At 68.2% G+C, this 18364-nt stretch carries 17 protein-coding genes; 7 read left to right on the plus strand and 10 right to left on the minus strand.

Annotated features, from left to right (window positions below; all coding sequences use genetic code 11):
• The first annotated feature begins 66 nt into the window (after positions 1-66).
• Complete coding sequence (locus ACH492_RS05140; RefSeq protein WP_398982848.1) at positions 67-3444, plus strand: pyruvate carboxylase; 3378 nt, start codon at positions 67-69, stop codon at positions 3442-3444.
• A gap of 152 nt (positions 3445-3596) precedes the next feature.
• Here ACH492_RS05140 and ACH492_RS05145 read toward each other — a convergent pair whose 3' ends face one another.
• Complete coding sequence (locus ACH492_RS05145; RefSeq protein WP_398982850.1) at positions 3597-4715, minus strand: PP2C family protein-serine/threonine phosphatase; 1119 nt, start codon at positions 4713-4715, stop codon at positions 3597-3599.
• A gap of 533 nt (positions 4716-5248) precedes the next feature.
• Between ACH492_RS05145 and ACH492_RS05150 the strand changes: the two genes are divergently transcribed.
• The 3 genes from ACH492_RS05150 to ACH492_RS05160 all read left to right on the plus strand — a co-directional run bounded on the left by ACH492_RS05150 (position 5249) and on the right by ACH492_RS05160 (position 7693).
• Positions 5249-5869 carry a TetR/AcrR family transcriptional regulator gene (locus tag ACH492_RS05150; protein WP_398982852.1) on the plus strand — a complete coding sequence of 207 codons (621 nt, stop codon included), beginning with the start codon at positions 5249-5251 and terminating at the stop codon, positions 5867-5869.
• 85 nt (positions 5870-5954) lie between these two features.
• Positions 5955-6824: a hypothetical protein gene (locus ACH492_RS05155; protein ID WP_398982854.1), complete on the plus strand. Its 870-nt coding sequence runs from the start codon at positions 5955-5957 to the stop codon at positions 6822-6824.
• A gap of 53 nt (positions 6825-6877) precedes the next feature.
• Positions 6878-7693, plus strand: coding sequence for a maleylpyruvate isomerase family mycothiol-dependent enzyme (locus tag ACH492_RS05160; RefSeq protein WP_398982856.1), 816 nt, complete (start codon positions 6878-6880; stop codon positions 7691-7693).
• A gap of 211 nt (positions 7694-7904) precedes the next feature.
• Here ACH492_RS05160 and ACH492_RS05165 read toward each other — a convergent pair whose 3' ends face one another.
• From ACH492_RS05165 to ACH492_RS05200, 8 genes are all read right to left on the minus strand, one after another.
• Positions 7905-8606, minus strand: coding sequence for a phytanoyl-CoA dioxygenase family protein (locus tag ACH492_RS05165; protein ID WP_398982858.1), 702 nt, complete (start codon positions 8604-8606; stop codon positions 7905-7907).
• A complete protein-coding gene (locus tag ACH492_RS05170) occupies positions 8603-9313 on the minus strand; it encodes a hypothetical protein (RefSeq protein WP_398982860.1) in 711 nt (236 codons plus the stop codon). Before ACH492_RS05170 ends, ACH492_RS05165 begins: the two co-directional genes overlap by 4 nt.
• A gap of 115 nt (positions 9314-9428) precedes the next feature.
• Entirely contained in the window at positions 9429-10244 is an 816-nt protein-coding gene (locus ACH492_RS05175; protein WP_398982862.1) for an NAD-dependent epimerase/dehydratase family protein, read from the minus strand.
• The gene (locus ACH492_RS05180; RefSeq protein WP_398982864.1) at positions 10241-11293 is read right to left on the minus strand and encodes a hypothetical protein; all 1053 of its coding nucleotides are present in this window, start codon (positions 11291-11293) and stop codon (positions 10241-10243) included. The genes ACH492_RS05175 and ACH492_RS05180 overlap by 4 nt, the downstream gene beginning before the upstream one ends.
• The gene (locus tag ACH492_RS05185) at positions 11290-12255 is read right to left on the minus strand and encodes a hypothetical protein (protein WP_398982866.1); all 966 of its coding nucleotides are present in this window, start codon (positions 12253-12255) and stop codon (positions 11290-11292) included. Before ACH492_RS05185 ends, ACH492_RS05180 begins: the two co-directional genes overlap by 4 nt.
• Positions 12252-13328, minus strand: a complete 1077-nt coding sequence (locus ACH492_RS05190; RefSeq protein ID WP_398982868.1) for a DegT/DnrJ/EryC1/StrS family aminotransferase — start codon at positions 13326-13328, stop codon at positions 12252-12254. Before ACH492_RS05190 ends, ACH492_RS05185 begins: the two co-directional genes overlap by 4 nt.
• Positions 13329-13438: 110 nt before the next feature.
• Positions 13439-13987: a sulfotransferase family protein gene (locus ACH492_RS05195; protein ID WP_398982870.1), complete on the minus strand. Its 549-nt coding sequence runs from the start codon at positions 13985-13987 to the stop codon at positions 13439-13441.
• Positions 13988-14004: 17 nt separating this feature from the next.
• A complete protein-coding gene (locus ACH492_RS05200; RefSeq protein WP_398982872.1) occupies positions 14005-14256 on the minus strand; it encodes a hypothetical protein in 252 nt (83 codons plus the stop codon).
• A gap of 582 nt (positions 14257-14838) precedes the next feature.
• Between ACH492_RS05200 and ACH492_RS05205 the strand changes: the two genes are divergently transcribed.
• On the plus strand, positions 14839-15423 hold the full coding sequence (locus ACH492_RS05205) for a hypothetical protein (RefSeq protein ID WP_398982874.1): 585 nt from the start codon (positions 14839-14841) through the stop codon (positions 15421-15423).
• A gap of 247 nt (positions 15424-15670) precedes the next feature.
• On the opposite strand, the gene ACH492_RS05210 is transcribed toward ACH492_RS05205, so the two are convergent.
• Positions 15671-16324 (minus strand): hypothetical protein, encoded by a 654-nt coding sequence (locus ACH492_RS05210; protein WP_398982876.1) that lies wholly within the window; start codon positions 16322-16324, stop codon positions 15671-15673.
• A gap of 688 nt (positions 16325-17012) precedes the next feature.
• On the opposite strand from ACH492_RS05210, the gene ACH492_RS05215 reads away from it, so the two are divergent.
• Together ACH492_RS05215 and ACH492_RS05220 are read left to right on the plus strand one after the other, a co-directional pair.
• Positions 17013-17888, plus strand: a complete 876-nt coding sequence (locus ACH492_RS05215) for a helix-turn-helix transcriptional regulator (protein WP_398982878.1) — start codon at positions 17013-17015, stop codon at positions 17886-17888.
• Between the two features lie 109 nt (positions 17889-17997).
• Positions 17998-18231: a helix-turn-helix domain-containing protein gene (locus ACH492_RS05220; protein ID WP_398982880.1), complete on the plus strand. Its 234-nt coding sequence runs from the start codon at positions 17998-18000 to the stop codon at positions 18229-18231.
• The last annotated feature ends 133 nt before the right edge of the window (positions 18232-18364 follow it).

An 18364-nucleotide genomic window follows, 5' to 3' on the forward strand; every position in this document is an offset into this window, starting at 1 on the left:
CCCGGCAGCCGGAATGACATTGCCAGTCATTGAGGCCGCACGCCAGCAACACGACAGGGGACATTGATGTTCCGCAAGGTATTGGTCGCCAACCGGGGCGAGATCGCGATCCGCGCCTTCCGCGCGGCATTCGAGCTCGGCATCTCCACCGTGGCCGTGTTCCCCTACGAGGACCGCAACTCGCTCCACCGGGCCAAGGCGGACGAGGCCTACCAGATCGGCGAAAAAGGCCACCCGGTGCGGGCCTATCTCTCGGTCGATGAGGTGATCAAGGCCGCGCGTAAGGCCGGCGCCGACGCCATCTACCCCGGATACGGCTTCCTGTCGGAGAACCCCGACCTCGCCGCCGCGTGTGCCGAGGCCGGGATCACCTTTGTCGGGCCCCCCGCCTCCGTGCTGCTCCTCACGGGCAATAAGTCCCGCGCGGTGGCGGCCGCCCGCGAGGCCGGGGTTCCGGTACTGAAGTCGTCGGAGCCGTCCACGGACGTGGACACGCTGGTCGGCGCCGCCGACTCCATCGGGTTCCCGGTGTTCGTCAAGGCCGTCGCCGGCGGTGGCGGGCGAGGAATGCGGCGCGTCGCCGAGCCCGCCGAGCTGCGGGAAGCGATCGACGCGGCGATGCGAGAGGCGGAGTCGGCGTTCGGAGACGCCACCGTCTTCCTGGAGCAGGCCGTCCTCAACCCGCGCCATATCGAAGTGCAGATCCTCGCCGACGCCCATGGGAATGTCGTCCACCTGTATGAGCGGGACTGTTCGCTGCAGCGGCGCCACCAGAAGGTCGTCGAGATCGCGCCCGCGCCGAATCTCGACCCGGAGCTGCGTGCGCGCATCTGCGCCGACGCCGTCGCGTTCGCCCGGCACATCGGGTATGTCAACGCGGGCACCGTGGAGTTCCTGGTTGACGAGCGTGGCAACCATGTCTTCATCGAGATGAACCCCCGTATCCAGGTGGAGCACACGGTCACCGAGCAGGTCACCGGACGGGACCTGGTGATCGGGCAGCTGCGGATCGCCGCGGGAAGGACGCTCCCGGAACTGAACCTGACGCAGGACGACATCGTCCTCACGGGCACGGCCCTGCAGTGTCGTATCACCACTGAGGATCCCGCCAACGGTTTCCGGCCAGACACCGGCACCATCTCCGCGTACCGTTCCCCGGGCGGCCCCGGCGTCCGCCTCGACGGCGGCACTGTCCACACCGGCGCCGAAGTGTCCGCCCATTTCGACTCGATGCTGGTCAAGCTGACCTGCCACGGCCACGACTTCGCCAACGCCGCCCGCCGCGCACGGCGTGCCATCGCCGAGTTCCGTATCCGCGGAGTCGCCACCAACCTGCCCTTCCTCGGCGCCGTGCTCGACCACCCCGGCTTCCGCGAGGGCCGTATCACGACGAGCTTCATCGCCGAGCATCCGGAGCTGATCCGGGCGCGCCCCTCCGCCGACCGCGGAAGCCGCATGCTCACCTATCTCGCCGAGACGACCGTCAACCGTCCCCACGGCCCGCGTCCCCAGGTCATCGACCCGGCCGCCAAACTCCCTCCCGCCTCACTGGGCAGTCCGCCCGCCGAAGGCTCCCGGCAGCGCCTCGCGGCACTCGGTCCGGAGGCGTTCGCAGCGGAGCTGCGCGCGCAGCGGGCCGTCGCGGTGACGGACACGACCTTCCGCGACGCGCACCAGTCCCTGCTGGCCACCCGGGTGAGGACGCGCGATCTGCTGGCCGTCGCCCCGTATGTCGCCCGCACGGCACCGGAGCTGCTGAGCCTGGAGTGCTGGGGCGGCGCCACCTACGACGTGGCCCTGCGCTTCCTCGCCGAGGATCCCTGGGAGCGGCTCGCGGCCCTGCGGAAGGCGGTGCCCAACATCTGTACGCAGATGCTGCTGCGTGGGCGCAACACCGTCGGCTACACGCCCTACCCCGTCGAGGTGACCGAGGCCTTCGTCGCCGAGGCAGCGGCGACCGGCATGGACATCTTCCGGATCTTCGACGCGCTCAACGACGTCTCGCAGATGCGGCCCGCCATCGATGCCGTACGGTCCACCGGCACCGCGCTGGCCGAGGTCGCCCTGTGCTACACCGCGGATCTTTCGGACCCGGCCGAACAGCTGTACACGCTCGACTACTACCTGCGCCTCGCGGAGCAGATCGTCGAGGCCGGTGCGCACGTACTGGCCATCAAGGACATGGCCGGCCTGCTGCGCCCGCCCGCCGCCCGCACCCTGGTGACCGCGCTGCGCGAGCGCTTCGACCTTCCGGTGCATCTGCACACCCATGACACGGCGGGCGGCCAGCTCGCGACGCTGATCGCCGCGATCGACGCGGGCGTCGACGCCGTCGACGCCGCCGTCGCCTCGATGGCGGGCACCACCAGCCAGCCGTCCCTGTCGGCGCTCGTCGCGGCTACCGACCACACCGAGCGCGCGACCGGGCTCTCACTCGACGCGGTCGGGGGGCTCGAGCCGTACTGGGAAGCCATGCGCAAGGTCTACGCACCCTTCGAGTCGGGGCTCGCCTCCCCCACCGGGCGCGTCTACCACCACGAGATCCCCGGCGGACAGCTGTCGAATCTGCGTCAGCAGGCCATCGCGCTCGGCCTCGGCGACCGCTTCGAGCTGATCGAGGACTGCTACGCGGCCGCCGACCGGATGCTGGGCCGACTGGTCAAGGTGACCCCCTCCTCGAAGGTGGTGGGAGACCTCGCCCTGCACCTGGTCGGAGCCGGGGTCCAAGCGGCCGACTTCGAGTCCGACCCCGGCAAGTTCGACGTACCGGACTCGGTGGTCGGATTCCTGCGCGGCGAGCTGGGCGACCCGCCCGGCGGCTGGCCCGAGCCGTTCCGTACGCGCGCACTCCAGGGCCGCCCCGCGCAGGCCGAGGCCCCGACCTTGTCGGACGAGGACCGCCAGGGACTGGGCCGGGACCGGCGGGCGACGCTGAACCGGTTGCTGTTCCCCGGCCCGACCAAGGAGTTCGACGCCCACCGCGAGGCCTACGGCGATACGTCCGTACTGCCCACGCAGGACTTCTTCTACGGCTTGGAGCCGGACACCGAGCACACGGTCACCCTGGGGGCCGGTGTCACGCTGCTGATCGAGCTGGAGGCGATCTCCGAGGCCGACGAGCGGGGCTTCCGTACGGTGCTGGCCACGCTCAACGGCCAGCTGCGCCCGGTGGCGGTGCGGGACAAGTCCGTCGCCACTGAGGTCAAGGCCGCGGAGAAGGCCGAGCGAGGCAACGACCGGCATGTCCCCGCGCCGTTCGCGGGCGTCGTGACGCTCCAGGTGGAGGAGGGCTCTTCGGTGTCGGCGGGTCAGACGGTGGCCACCATCGAGGCGATGAAGATGGAGGCCTCCATCACCGCCCAGTGCGCGGGCACGGTCGCGCGGCTGGCGATCGGAAAGATCCAGCAGGTCGAGGCGGGCGATCTGCTCATCGAGATCGGCTGACGCCTGCTTCCTGCGGGCGTATGCGGCCGGCCCGGGTGAGGTTCCCGGGCCGGCCGCCCCCCCCGTACGGGAGTCGGTCGGCCGTCAGACTTCGGCATCGTGGATGAGCATCGCGATCTGGACCCGGTTGTTCAGGCGGACGGGTGCGCCGACTACGCGGGGTGCTCCTGGGCCCGGGTGTTCAGGCACCGCACGGCGAGGGCCGCGATGTCGTCGTTGAGCCTTCCGCCGCTGTAGTGGAGCAGGTCCCGGTGGAGCCGGTCGAGCAGCTCGCGGGGCGGCGCCGGGCCTTGCTGCCGGATCCAGTCCGGCAGCGGGAAGAACTCGCCGGTGCGGTCCCGGGTCTCCGATACGCCATCGGTGTAGAGCAGCAGCTGGTCGCCCGGAGCGAAGGCGGCGGTGTCGACGCAGTAGCGGTCTCCGATGAGCGTCGCGAGGTTGAGGGGCGGCGAGGCGGCGGTGGGCTCCAGGACGCGGATCTCCCCGCGGTGCACGAGCAGGGGCGGGGGGTGCCCGCAGTTGAGAAGTCTGACGTGGCCGCCGCCGTGCGGAATCTCGGCCATAAGCGCGGTAGCAAAGCTCTCCGGCAGGTCCTGGCCGGGGAACGCAGCGCTGTAGCGGGTGATGCTGGTCTCCAGGCGATGGATGATGCTCCTCAGGTCGGGCTCGTCGTACGCGGCCTCCCTGAAGCAGCTGATCACCGCCGCGGCCGCCCCCACCGCGGGCAGGCCCTTGCCTCGTACGTCGCCGATGAGCAGCCGGACCCCGTACGGTGTGTCGGCCGCCTCATAAAAGTCCCCGCCGATCCGGGCCTGCTCCTGGGCCGCCAGATACAGGGACTCGATCTCGACGTCCGCGATGCGGCGCGGCAGGGGGCGCAGCAGCACCTTCTGGGCTGCGTCGGCGACGAGCCGGACGTGGAAGAGTGTCTCCTCCCGCTGGAGTCGGACATGGCTTGCATATGCGGCCGCCAGGGTGACCGCGACGATCGCAGCCGCCGTGTATGGCGTCCCCAGGTCGGTGTAGAAAAAGCTGAGGCTGATCATGACCAGCAGGCAGAACGTCCCCAGCAGGATCGTGGGGAGCACGGGCCACATCGCGGCGGCGAGGGCGGGTGCGGCGGGCAGGAGGCGGCTGAAGGCGATCTCCCTCGGTGTGGAGAACGCCAGGCCGGCGATGAGGACGGTAAGGATCACCGGTGACAGCCGGGCAGCTTCCCACCGGCCGCCGTAGGGAGGACGACGGCGCCGCAGCCGCCCGGACGTGATCACAAAATGCATCATATCGGTGCGAAGCAGACCTTTATGCACTCCGAGGTCCGAGCGGCTGGGCTTCGACGGCGGCGTTGCGTTTCTCGGCGAGTCGGCCCGCAGGAGCCGTCCGGCTCCTCATTCACGGTTCCCGTCAGGCCACAGGATCGTGTGCGACCACCCTCTGCCGGCCCTCTTCGTGGGGATGCGCCCCGAAGCTCCTCGAGGACCATCCCTCGCCGCACCCCCGGTCTCCGGCTCGCGCCCTCGTGCGTCTGTGCGAAGGGGTACTCGTCATAGGGCAAGACCGGCGTCGGCGGGCGCGGCCCGTCCCGGCCGCAGGCGACGCGACGGTTCTCCCGCTGCAACGCACCGTCGAGAACGTGCGGTGCGGCGGATACGCGGTGCGGAGCACACTCCATCAGGTTTTGCCGAGCCTGCGGCGTGTGCCACTCGCGAAGGTTTTTCGGCCATCGCGGCGTCCGCATGGTTGACGGGGGTCGGTCGCCGGTTTGAGAATGACATGTCATTCCGTCGGCAGGAGGGGAACGCCCGTGGCTACAGGCGCCGTTGGCACGGGTGGCGCGGTCGACAAGCGGGAGGCGATCCTTCGCGCGGCGAGGAGGGTGTTCGCCGAGCGCGGCTACCACGCGACCGGCATCTCCGACATCGCCCGCGAACTCGGTGCCGGGCATGGCACGTTCTACCGGTATTTCAAGAACAAGGAGGACATCGCGCGCAGCGTGGTGTCACGCGCTCTGCTGCAGGTGAGCGAGGCACTGGCCGACGAGGACCCGCGTTCCTCGCAGACCCTGCCGCAGTACCGGGAGCAGGTCGGGCGAATCGGCAACAAGCTGTTCGACCTCGTCGTCGCAGAGCCGGAGTTGTGCCGCATCCTGTTCTACGACGCCATCGCAATCGACCGGGCCGATGCGGACTTCGCCGGGAGGGTGATGGAGTCGGCGGCCGCCTTCACGGCCGCGTTCATCCACAACGGGCAGGACCGGGGCTTCCTGCGCCGCGATGTGGACGCCACGGTGGTCGGACTGGCCGTGAACGGGATGATCACGACCGGGGCGCTTCGGCTGCTGCACGCGCCGGATCCCGAAGCCATGCGCGAGCCGTGGATCCACACCGTGGAGACGCTCATGTTCGACGGCCTCGGCTCCGCCTGAGCCGCGGGCCGCAAGAGGTGCAAGGACCGCTCATTTCTTTTGCCTTCCGAACGGAATGACATGTCATTCCGGAAAGGGGAGAACGATGGTCCAGGTTGATGTCTTCTGGTCGTACGGCATAGGGGCGAGCCTCGCCACCGCCGCTGCGTACCAGCTCAGGAGTGCGGACGCCCGCCGGGCCGGCCGATGGTCGGATCCGTATCTGCTGGGCAGCACGCTGTACTGCGCCGTGCTGTTCGCGCCGAGCGGTGCCTGGCTGCTGTGGGGCTTTCCGGACTGGGAGACGATGCAGACGGCCGGCGGCCACGGCTCGCTGCCGCCATGGCTGGTCGCGTTGTTCGCCGCGACGAATGTGAGCCAGGGCGTACTCGGCTACTGGGTCGCGGCGCGGCTGATCGCGCGCGGCCGGGTGTACGCAGCCTTCCTCCAGGCAGGACTGGGGTACGCGGGCATGTTCTTCATTCTTGTCCACGGCTGGGACGGTCGGGGCTACCAGCGGTTCTTCTCCGCCGACCGGGATACCTTCGCGGCCTGGCCCAGGCATCCGGGCCTCGGGCAGGCACTGTCGCGCGCGGGCGACTGGCTGGCCTCGCCTGTCGCGTTGACGCTGTACGGGATGGGGGCGGTGATCGTCCCGGCGATGCTGGCGCTGATCGTCTCCTGGGTCAGGTCGGGGCAGCTCGCAGCGGGCGGTGCCGACGGCGGCATGGTGGCCGGGCGGCTCCGTATCGTCGCTGCCGTGCTGGGCGCCGTCTTCGGGGTGGCGCTGGGCACGGCTGTGGCCGCCAGTGTGCTGGTTCACCTGCTGGGCTGGTGGCTCGGCGTACCGGTGGCCGCGGCCGTCACCCTCCTGTTCGTCGTACGCCCCGAAACGGGTGCGGCGCACCGCGTCTTTCTGTTGCTCGGCCTCCCCGACCGGCGGATCGGTTTGCCTTCGAGTGCACTCCAGGAGTGAGACTGGCGAGCGGCCGTCAGACCAACCCGCACGCGCCAACAGAGCGAGGACGAGTGACCATCGCACATTTCCCCGGGCACCCGCTGCCGTACGACCGCTACCTCGAGGCGATCGAGCGGGAGACCGCCCGATTCGCAGCCGCCATCACGGCCAAAGATCCCACCGCTGCCGTCCCCACATGCCCCGACTGGACGCTGGCTGATCTGACCAGACACCTCGGAGCGGCGCAGCGCTGGTTCAGCGTTCTGCTGACCCGAGTCGTCCAGGAGCCGCCACGTGACCGCACGGTGGAGCTGGGGCTGCCGGAGCGCGAGGACGCTCTTGCCGAGTGGCTCTCAACTGGGGTCTCCGAGGTCCTCGCCCTCGTGCGCACCACCGATCCCGACGCCCCGATGTGGGCTTGGGGTGCCGACCAGCACGCGCGGTTCTGGGTGCGGCGGATGGCCTTCGAAACACTGGTGCACCGGTTCGACGCGGAACGGACCGTGGGTCGGACATCGGACATCGACGCCACACTGGCCGCAGACGGCGTGGACGAGTTCCTGGTCAATCTGCCCTACGCCGGCTCCTTCGCACCAGACGTGGCGAACTTGCGCGGGAACGGCGAGGCCATCCGTTTCGAGTGCACCGACCGTGAGAGCGACGGTGACAGCTGGGTCGTCCGGCTGCGGCCCGACACGTTCGGGATCGAGCCGCAACGAGCGGAGGAGGCCCCGTCAGGGCAGACACTCGAGCACGCCAAGGTCAGGGGTCGGGCCGCTGACATGCTTCTGCTCATGTACGGAAGGAGTACCTACGACAGCAGAGCCTTCGAGGTATCGGGCGACGAGCGCCTACTCACCCGCTGGTTCAGCCACTCCGCGTTCTGATGCCGGCCGTCGGGCGCCTGCTGCCGCAAGACGTCGGCCTGCATCCTCAGGCAGGGCCCTCCGGTGCATCGGCGTGTGCACCGGACGGGCTCGTCCGTGTAGTTCCGGTTCGTCCCGGGCGTGAGACGCGAGCCGGACTGGCGCAGCCCAACCATCCGGCCGAGGCGCGGCAGCATGCGGACGCGCAGAGCGGAGAGCGTCAACTCTCATCTCAGTTGTTGTCCTTGGCGGAGGGGTGAGAATGGCCGCGCACCACTCTCCGTACGTTCCCTGGCTCGACAACGCCGCCTTGATGCAGGCAATCCGTGTCGAAGAGCACCAGCGTCCCTGCTGGCCCTGCCAGTGGAATCGGAACTTCCGTTTCGTGTCCCTGAGTGATGGGGAGCCGTGCCTGCGGGGTGCCGACTGCGAGATGTGCCTCGCGAATCATTCGACTGCGGCGGTGGCTTGCCGGTACGAATGAGGGAGCACCCCAATCCTGGCGCGCGGTGGTCAGGCAAAGATATGCCTTGAGCGCGTGCTTGCGGTCATAGTGCAGCGCTGTGACCGGAGTGAGGTCGGGAACATCTTGTGTCAGGTATGCAAACTTGTGCACCGTGGCGCCGGCTCCGAGGTAGTCGGCCGCTACGGCAGTCAGTGTGCTGTCGTACAGAAAGGATCGGATTCCTGGAAAGGAGTGTGCTTTGGCTGCAGTGAGCCGTAAGGCCCGCGAGGAGATCCCTGGACGGTAGTCAACTTCGCGCACTCCGACGGTCACCTCATTGAAGGCGCGCTCGTGTTCGTCCAGTAGACCGTTGAGCCGACTGCCCGCTACCCAAGCGGGCGCTACCGCTATGCCGTACTGGCGCAGGAGCGAAAGCCAGCTCTCCGCGGTCGCTTGTTCGCGGGCCGTAAGGGTCGGCAGGACGTTCATGCGTAGTTCCACGCCGAGGCGAGCGCCGCTAGTCGGTCCTGATAGCCGCGGCAGTGCGGGTGTTCCCAGCGGGGGATGCATTCGATGTCTTGGGGGAGCGTGTCTCGGGCGTGTCCCTGCCAGTCGGCGCCCGGGAGTTGGGCCGTGCGTGCGACTTCCTCCAGGACGGTGTCCGGCGTGGAAACGAGCTGTTCCAGCTGGACCACGTGAGTTGAGGCGCTGACAGCGGCAAGGACGGTACGAGCGTGGATGAGGGATGTTTCGACAAAGTGGACTGCCTCGGCAGGCCGCATTCCGTCCACCTGGGACGTGGCGAGGCCGATGACAGTTTCGACCGGATGGCGCATGGCGTAGAGCAGGCAATCCTCAGGCTGGAGGATATCCGTAATGAGTCGGGCTATGTGGGGTCCGACTTTGACAATGAGGTGGGAAGCGTCGCCCGCCAGCATGAGAAGTGACTGCCGGACCAGTGATTGCCACCGGGGGCGGGGCAGGGGCCGCGGCATGAGTAGGTGACCGTAGACCGGGATGGTGACCGACTGAGCCCCCGTGGCCTCCTTGAGGCTGGCCGCGGCGTGACGTCCCGCATCCGATGTGGCGGCCAGACGGTTCGTGAAATCGGTCAAGGCCTGCGCCGCGCGGCGGGGAAGCCATGTCTGCCCGTCGCATGGTGAGTGGGCAAGGAGTTGGGTGAGATCTGCGATCACGGGTAGTCCGCAGTTCTGGGGAGAGGTCGTCGCGGGATGGGTACTGACTGCTCGCACTGTTGCATCGGCGCCTGAGCGACCGGGCCCCGCGGCAACGAAGACTATTCTGGGATTCTCAGCGCCGGTCATCGGCATGCTCCGTTGGGGTGGCGAGGGCAGCTACGGTGTCGTGCACGGTGCTTTCCACCGGGACCGGCGGGATCCGCACCAGGGAGCGCAGTTCATTCCATCCGGTGGGGCATGCGGGTGGCTGACGGCGGCCCGCCGACAAAAGGGTCTGCGCAATCCGGACTCGGCGACCCGTCAGGTCCCGGACTGCGGCGGCCGTCAGCTCGGCGAGTGCGCCAAGAGCCAACGGCCCGGTGGTGGCCGCGACGGGACCGGGCCATGCGACAGGCAGCTCTGTGAGCGCAGACATCACAGCAGCTGCCTCGCGGACATCGAGAAGATCCACAAAGCGGTCGTGGGGCGGGATGGTGATTGTGCTGGTGCGCAGTGCGGCACCTGCCATGCGCGTCAGGAATGATCCGCCGGTCCCGCGCGGTGAGGGACCGGCGAGGACTGTGAGGCGGATCAGCCATGCAGGGCCTGGATGCGCACTGGTCAGCATCTCGGCAGCAGACTTGCTGCGGGCATAGAGGTCCTGCGCGGGATCGGCGGCCGCACGCGAGGAGGAAAACACGATCACGGTGTCGGCGCGCACGGCGGCGAGCAACGCGGCGGTCGCGGTGACGTTGTCGGCCCAAATCCGCGTGGCTGGTTGGCCGCGCAAGGATCCGGCGCAGTGAACCACTGCCCGGCAGTCGAGCGTTCCGGGAGCCAGACGCTCCAGCCGCCCAAGATCGAGACGGCTCTCCCTGCCCGTCTCTCCCAACGTTCTGGCCACGGCGCTGCCGAGATAGCCCGCAGCGCCGCTCACTGCGGTGATCACCTTGCAGCTTCTGCGTACGGTGCGGCTTCCTTTGCTGGACGGCCACCTGCCGCAGTGGACAGCTCGATCAGCAGCCCCGCCGGAGGACAGGGTGGGGGGCAGGTCTCCTGCTGGAGAACGAGACCTTCATACAGCAGGTCCAACTCGTTGAAGCCCAGCCATGACCGCATTCCGGTGAGCCCAGTGAACCGGGCGTTGACTTCGAAGATACGGATGTCACCGTCCGGCGTTCGCCGACCCTGGAAGTTCCACGCGCCCCATGCTCCGTGATGACTGAGCGCCTCCCGAGCATGCCGGGACACGAGCCTGCTCAACGCGTCATCGACGATCTCAACGAGGTGGGGGACACCGTCGACCAGGTTGTTGCGGCTGACAAAGCATCCAAGGTCTTGCCCGCGAGGCCCGATCAGGACCTGCACCGAGTACTCGCCGTCCTGCCTCAAGAGGTGAGCACGGCGGTCCCAAGGCCGACGGTCCTGGGAGTCAAAAGGCAGCAATTCCTGCGCAATATCGATGCCGGGGCGGAAACAGGCCCGCAGCGTCTCGGCGTTGTCTGCAAGGCGCACACCGCGCGAGGCGTTCCCGCACCGGGGCTTGACCAGGATGGGCCAGCCCACCGTGCCGGCCAAGCAGAGCGCGTCGCGCACAGTGGCCGCGGTCATGGCGATCGAGAGTGCTGAGCCAGCGAACAGAGAACTGGTCAACGCCTTGTCGTAGGCGGCCTGAACAGTGTGAGGCGGCCCATTTCCCAGTACCCCACCGCGGGCGGCAAGGTCATCGGCGACCTGGCCGAGCACGGTCGCGTCCTCATCTCTGCCGGCCACCACCAAGCACGGCCCGACTTCCTCGACGAGCGTCAGCACCCGTTCCTGGAAGGCTTCACGGTCCTGGGTCGCAGGACTGGGAAGCGCACGAAGACCGGACAGGAGACGAGCAGGCCAAGTACTGATACCGGTGATGACGTAGGTGTGAGAGCTCACCGCGGCGGCCTGCTGCGCAGCGATGCCGACGCCGCTGGTCGAGCTCGTCAGGACGAGAGGGCGGGTCATGCTCGTGCCCGTAGGAGCAGATAGCGGCGGTCCCCGTAGTAGGCCCGCGCGGCACGCCGGTAGACAGCCGCCACCGGGGCCTTCAACGGCCACGGTGTGTCGGGATACCACGCCTCAAGACAGCGGCCCATGTCCAGGTAGGAATCAGAGGGTTGCGTACGGAACAGGCGTGCGATGAGCCATTGCGCGCACGTTCCCAGCTCAAACAGATAGAGGCGAGGGCGGGTGGAGCGAACAGAGCGAAGCTGCACCAACAGATCGCGCCGGATGCGATGGGTCTGCAGTGCCGGTAGGACGGGATCGGTGAAGAGAGACCCGTTGGGGCGTGCGTGCGGCCACGCCGGCGAAGGGCAAAAGGTGAAGTGAGCAGGATCGAGACGCCAGCGTTCGGCCAGGTCACGCATCTTTTCCGGTGCCACGAGGATGACGTGACGGTCCCGAGCGATCTGCGGGAGTTCCAGGAGGGAACACGAGACGAGGCCGGCGGTGAGCGTCTGAGCGAACTGGAAGGGCCGGTCGGTCAGGGCGAATCGATCTACCAGATCGGCATAGGAGTAGTCCCAGTCCCAATAGCGCAGCAGCCGTGGATCTACGCCGATCCTCAGGTCGAAAGCAGGCCGCTGCAGTTTCCTGGTCAGATACTCCAGATCGAGGCTGATCGTCTGTATCCAACGCGGGTCGGCCGGAGGGTCCACCACATCTTGCAGAAGTTCGTCCAGGTAGCCCAGATACGCCCGCCGCTCCCCGCGAACCCGCTCCGTGGATTCCATGGGCCGCTTGAAGATCATCTGATCGCACCGTCGCCAGCCATCGGCCCGCCAGCCCCCGGTATGGAGCAGGGCGAGGTGATCCCACACGCCGTGGGTGCGTTTGGCGAAAGCCACGCCACCGCCGCTCGCAACACGCCCGAGGAGCTCTTCACACGGCGGGTTGCGGACCCATAAGCGGCGCTTACCCTTCATGCCACGGCCTCGCCGACGAGTTCGGCGATCCGCCCGAGGGCAGAGCGGGGAATAGCCCCCCACAGCGGCAGACACAGCACGTCCTCGGCCGCACTGTCTGCCACCGGTGTGGCCTCGCGCATGACAGTTCCTCCTGCCCGATAACCCGGACCGAAATACCGCTTGCTGTTGACTCCGTTTCTCAGCAGATGCGTATGAACCCGATCCGCGAGTGGGTGTCCACCGGAACGTAGACGAACTACCGCATACGCATGATTGCTGTGCACGCCGTGGGCAGGCCGCATGAGATGTACCTCGGGTATGCCGGCAAGGAGCCTGCCGTACACCTCCATCGCAACAGCGCGCCGACTGATCTCCCCGCCCAGCGCATTGAGGACCAACAAGCCCACCGCAGACTGCAATTCGTTCAACTTGGCATTCGTGCCGTACTCGAGAGCGTCTCCGGCCCAGGCCAACCCGAAATTGCGCAGCCGGCGCACAGCCCCGGCCACCTCAGGATGCCGGGTACAGACCGCACCGCCCTCGAGCGTATGCATCACTTTGGTGGCATGGAAGCTGACGGCGCTCGCATCGCCGAACGCCGTGACAGGAGCACCACCCACCCGCACACCCACCGCAGGCGCGGCATCGTAGAGGAGAGCGAGACCATGGCGATCCGCTACCTTCTGGAGCCCTTCCACATCGGCCGGATGCCCGAAAGTATGGACGGCCAGGACGGCACTCGTGCGGGAAGTGACGGCCGCCGAGACAGCCGCTGGGTCAAGGGTCAGATGGGCAGGCTCCACATCCGCCATCACGGGCACCAGTCCGTTCCACCGCAGCGCCTGCGTCGTGGCCGGAAAGGTGAACGCCGCAGTGACCACCTCTCCCTCAAGCCGAAGTGCACGGCACGCCAACTGCAGGGCCAGGGTCCCGTTAGCCGTTGCGGCCACGTTGTGCCAGCCCAAGATCTGTTGGAGCGCCGCCTCGAACCGGCCCAGCACCGGCCCGTCATTGGTGACCCAGCCGCGCTCCCAGATTCCTTCCAGCAAGGGAATCAGCTCAGGCAGCGACGGCATGAAAGGGCGGGTCAAGGGAACATGTTCCGGCGAACCCGAGCCACACTCGGGCTCGCTCCCCGACCAGCACGGCTGAGTCGGCGGTCCGCACGCCCCCGGAACAGACAGATGCGCGTTGCCGCTGCTCATCGAGCACCGCTGACTACGGGGTAACCGAACTCCCGTGCCTCCTCGGCCAGTCGGGCGCGCATCTGCGCGGCCACCACGTCCGGCAGCGCGCCGACACGGTCTGTGCTGGGGCGGATCTCATCACTGGCGCACCGCAACCAGGCAGCATCCTGACGTAGGCCCAGGAAGCGGATGACGGCACTCAGAGTCCGAGCCGGCTCGGCGACCAAGTCCTCGTGCCGCACCACGAAGCAGTTCTGGGCGTGAGGCGCGAACTCCCGCCAGCACCGGAAGTAAGCGGCCGTGTATGCGGCCGCCTCGACAGGATCGGTCGGGCCCCAGTCGCGCTGCGTATGGGAAAGAGCAACGGCCATCGGATCACGCACCATGACCACCACCCGCGACTCGGGCAGAAGGAGCTGCAGGCGACGAACGTACTGCGCGTTGCTCGGCGTCTTCTCACACAGCACAGGCCGTAAGGGGTCCAAGGCCACCAGGCGGAACGCCTCAGCAATGAATCTGCCCAACGCCCGTGCCAGATCGGGTTCTTGCATCGGCGCCGGCATCGGAGACCGCGCGCGCCCTACGAGACGCAGATCGTGAGCCCGCACCCATCAAAAAGATGCTCCAGCGCCTCCTGCAGATCATTCGCCTCGCCCAGGGTCTCCCGCACGTGACGCGCGAACGCGGCCAACGCGGTACTCGCCCCGCCGGGCGTATAGCCGAGGCTCGCGAGCAGCATCGGCCACAGATCGTTTACCGCCTCCAGCATGCGCGTCTCACCGCCGCCGACGGCACTCACCTCGGGATGAGTACACAACAGACGCTTCACCACGCTCGTGCCTGTGCGGCCGTGTACTCCTCCTACAAAGATCAGGCTCGGGGATACCGGCGACGAAGGTGGTGCTTCCTGCACGCTGGTGACCTCCACACGATCCGGTAGTCCGCCGTGCCGCAGTTCACTTGTCGCATATGCATGACCTCGTGGAGTGAACAGTCTGCCATTGCTCCCTCGCGGTTTCTAGAGCGTGATGGCCGCGACGGGGAGGCAGGGCGCCCATGCGCGCCCAGCGGGCCCTGAGGGTAGGGGTGGACGCCGATCTGCCCGCTCAGCACCACCACATTGGTCGTGCCATGCTCGCAGTCCCAGGGGGAGGAGCGGGTACACCAAGGGGGCGCACGCCGGAGTGAATGTGGAGTGATCTGGCGATACCTGTGCTTCAGTCAGATTCGAGCAGGAGTATAAGGGTTCGCAATCATTCCTGACTTCCCTTGACGTCCCCTTCCGGCCACGGGACATTGTTGGACCCTGGCCGGATCTCGCAGCTTTCGCGTGCATTCCGGAGCCGGGCAAGGAGGGGCACGCGCCGGTGCTGAACTGCGCCTGGCTCGTTCCCGGATGGGGGGATTCACCCACATGGGACTGTTCAGCAAGAAGACACAGCCGCAGGCCGTTCCAAGGCCGCTGACGGTCGACGACGAGGATCTTGCCAACGCGGCACATCTCCTGTCGCGTTTTCTAGTGGCCACGGACGACCGGGGGGTGCGGATGGGGGCGCTCGCGATCGCCGAGGCCGCCGGAGCTCTGAGCCTGCAGGAAGCAGGTCTGGCGCAGATACGGACCGGCGACAGTGGCATCGACCGGCCCTGGAAGTGGCTGACGGCAGTCGGGCGCGCAGCGCACCGTCAGGGCAACGGTGAACTGGTCGCGCGGGTTGCGCTGTTCACCCTCCTCTGGGTCATGAACATCCAGCCCAAGGCGGGGTTTGCGGACCATATGGACATGAAGATGGACGACCCGTCCTCAGAGATGCTCGCGGACATCTACTCGTTGGCGCTCGACGCATTGCCCGGGCTCGACCCCGACACCGTCATTGTCAATCGTCCCGAGGGTGTGATGACAGCAGAGACGACCCTCGTGGCCTGCGCCCAGCAGGCTCTGGGCCTCGGCCAGTTGCTGGAGCCACGTGTGCTGGAGTGCGCACGGAGCTACGCCGCGTAAGCGCGACGCAACCGCCACGAGCTGCCTGAGCCGACGGGTCGGCACCCCCGGGTGCCGACCCGCTCGGCCGTGGTCGGCGGGGCGAAGTGATGGCGGCGGGCGGCTTGGGACTGGACTGGACTGGACTGGACTGGGCTTCGTCACTGCCGCCGGTGGCCCTCAAGACGGTGCGCTGACCTGCGGCACCAACTGCCCGCCTACGCGCCTGACCTCAAGGATCGCAGCGCGCCTGCCGCCGGGCCACGGCTCAGTGGGCGAGGAGCATGTAGGTGTTCTCCAGTTCGTCCTGCACGACGTGGGCATCTCCCGCGACAGTCCGCACGACAAGGTCGTCTTCAGGGGTATGGACCCGATACTGCCAGCCATGCGGGAGTCGCAGCCGTTGGCCGAGCGTGGCCAGGGAGTCCATCGTCTGGCTGTCGTCCACGGTGTGGGAGTACGCCTGCAGGACGTACGTGCGGTCGCCCGGGGCGACCAGCGCGTGCACCGGTTTGCCGCTGGACAGAACGTACTCGGTGTCCCGTTTCACCGTGGAATCGACGTAGAACTTCTTGGCCGTCGCCCCGGTGAGGTCGATCTCCGCGGGGATGCGGAGTTCGGCCACGCAGCGGGCCTCCAGGCCGTCGAACATCGCGGTGTCCCCCCACTCGAACGCCGTGACCTCGTCGATCGTCCAGAAGCGGGGTCCGTTCAGGAACACCATCGGCACTTTGAACTGCTCCGCCAGCGCACGGGGGTCGAGAGCGTTCCACCGCTCCGGCGGACAGTCGTTGAGACCGAAGGTGTTATAGACGGCTGCCTTGAGACGACCGTCCTCACCCGGCGAGATGAGAAGGACCTCGCCGTAGCGAGCGTTCCGCAGGCCGCTCAAGTGCCGGGCCGCTTTCGTCGTGTCGGACATGGCTCCTCCTTGTCACAGCCCGTCTCCGCTCCTGCGCGTAGACCGCCTGTGGAGAAAGGCCCGCCAAGGGTCGGGCCCGGGTAGTACCGCGGGTCGTCCACTCCGTCAAATGCATCACACGCGTGGTGAAGCCGCACGTCGTCCCCGGTGGCGTCGAGCGACGGCCGAGCGGGCGAGCGGGACGGGGTCTCGGAATCCCGCACCACAGCCGCCCAGCCCGGGACGGGACGGCCGGGGGCAGCCGCCCCGGCGGTCCGCAGCATGTACCGCTCAGCCGGTCAGGCAGTCGCGGTGAACTCCCAGCGACCGTGCGTGCACGCTAGGCCGAGTGTCCTGGGAGTAGCACTCCCAGGCTGCGGATGCCCCCTTTCCGCTGAGCCGGCATGTTTGCCGCCGCGTCGCCGCCGGACAGATCGGATCCTGGCGACGTGGCCGCCGGAGTGGGGCGGTACCCAGAGGCACAGTGCCTCGGCGATCTTCCTCGGGCCCGGCACCCGGTCCGAGGGGCTGAACGTCACCGAACCTGCCCGCCACCGCCCGTACGGCTCACGTGGGATGAGGGACGAAGCCCCCGTGGCACCACCGGCAGGCGACCGCCCCGTGGATATCCGGGGGGTGCGTCTCCTAGGTGAAGCACACCCCCCTTCACCCCCACCACACGGCGTCGGGCCGCCCTAGCCTCGACACCATGGACACAGACAAGCGCCCCGCCGCCGAGAACGCGCTGGGAGGTTTCCTCCGCGCACGGCGTGCCCAACTGCGTCCCGAAGACAGGGGGCTTCCCACATCCGGCCGCCGCAGGGTGCCCGGTCTGCGCCGCGAAGAAGTCGCCGCGCTCGCCGGGGTGAGCGCCGACTACTACATGCGCCTGGAACAAGGCCGCGAACGGCACCCGTCCCAGCAGGTACTCGAAGCCGTCGCGCGAGCTCTGCGGCTGGACGACGAAGCGGTGGCTCACCTGTACCGCGTGGCCACCCCGACCACGCGCCGTACGCGCCGCGCGCCCCGCGTCGAACGCGTCACCCCTCACTTGCGGCGGCTCGTCGACACCTGGAGCGACACGCCCGCCTTCGTCCTGGGCCACGCCCTGGACATCCTGGCGCGCAACCAGCTCGCAGGCGCCCTGTACGCAGGCTTCACCTACTCCGACAACCTGCTCCGCATGACGTTCCTGGACCCGGCCGCGCACGACTTCTACCGCGAGTGGGACCGTGCCGCCGAATCATGCGTGGCCATACTGCGGCGGGCGGCCGGCATCGACCCCGAGGACCCGCGACTGATCGAACTCGTCGGCGAACTGTCCATGAAGAGTGCCGACTTCCGCGCCCTGTGGGCTCGGCACGACGTGCGGGGCAAGACCCGCGAGGCCAAGCGCTTCCATCACGCCGAAGTCGGCGACCTGGAGCTGCATTACGAGGCCTTCACCGTGAACAGCGCGCCCGGTCAGCAACTCGTCGTCTACCAAGCCGAACCGGGCAGCACTTCCGCCGACGCCCTTGCCCTGCTCGGCTCTCTGAGCGCCATCCCCGTGCCCGCGCAGGACACCGCGATGGGCACCGACTGAGTGCGCGCTCGCGGCTCCACGAGGACGAAGCCCGGCCCTGCGTTTCCCGGGTGCGCCAGGGCTACCCTCACCGCTCCCCACCAGGGTGGACGCGAAGGAGAATGACGCCATGAACCACATCGTGGAGCTGGGAGAGTTTCTCCGTTCGTGCCGCGGCCGGCTCACCCCCGCCGAGGCGGGAATGCCGAGGACCTCCCGGCGGCGCGTACCGGGCCTGCGCCGGGAGGAGCTCGCCCAGCCGGCGGGCCCCAGCGTCGACTACTACACGCGCCTGGAACAGCGCCGCAGCCGTAGCGCCTCGCCGGAGATCCTCGAGTCGCCGGCGAACCGCGCTGCGACTTGACGACACCGAACGCGCGCACCTGTTCGATTTGGCGAACCGGCGCCCCATCCAGCACCGAGAGACCCGGCCCGCCCCGCGCGAGCGGGTCAGCCCGGCGGCCCACCAGCTGCTGGCCACCGTGCACAGCGAACCG

Origin of the sequence: Streptomyces sp. NPDC019443 (assembly GCF_044389785.1) — a bacterium.
Classification (GTDB): Bacteria; Actinomycetota; Actinomycetes; order Streptomycetales; family Streptomycetaceae; genus Streptomyces.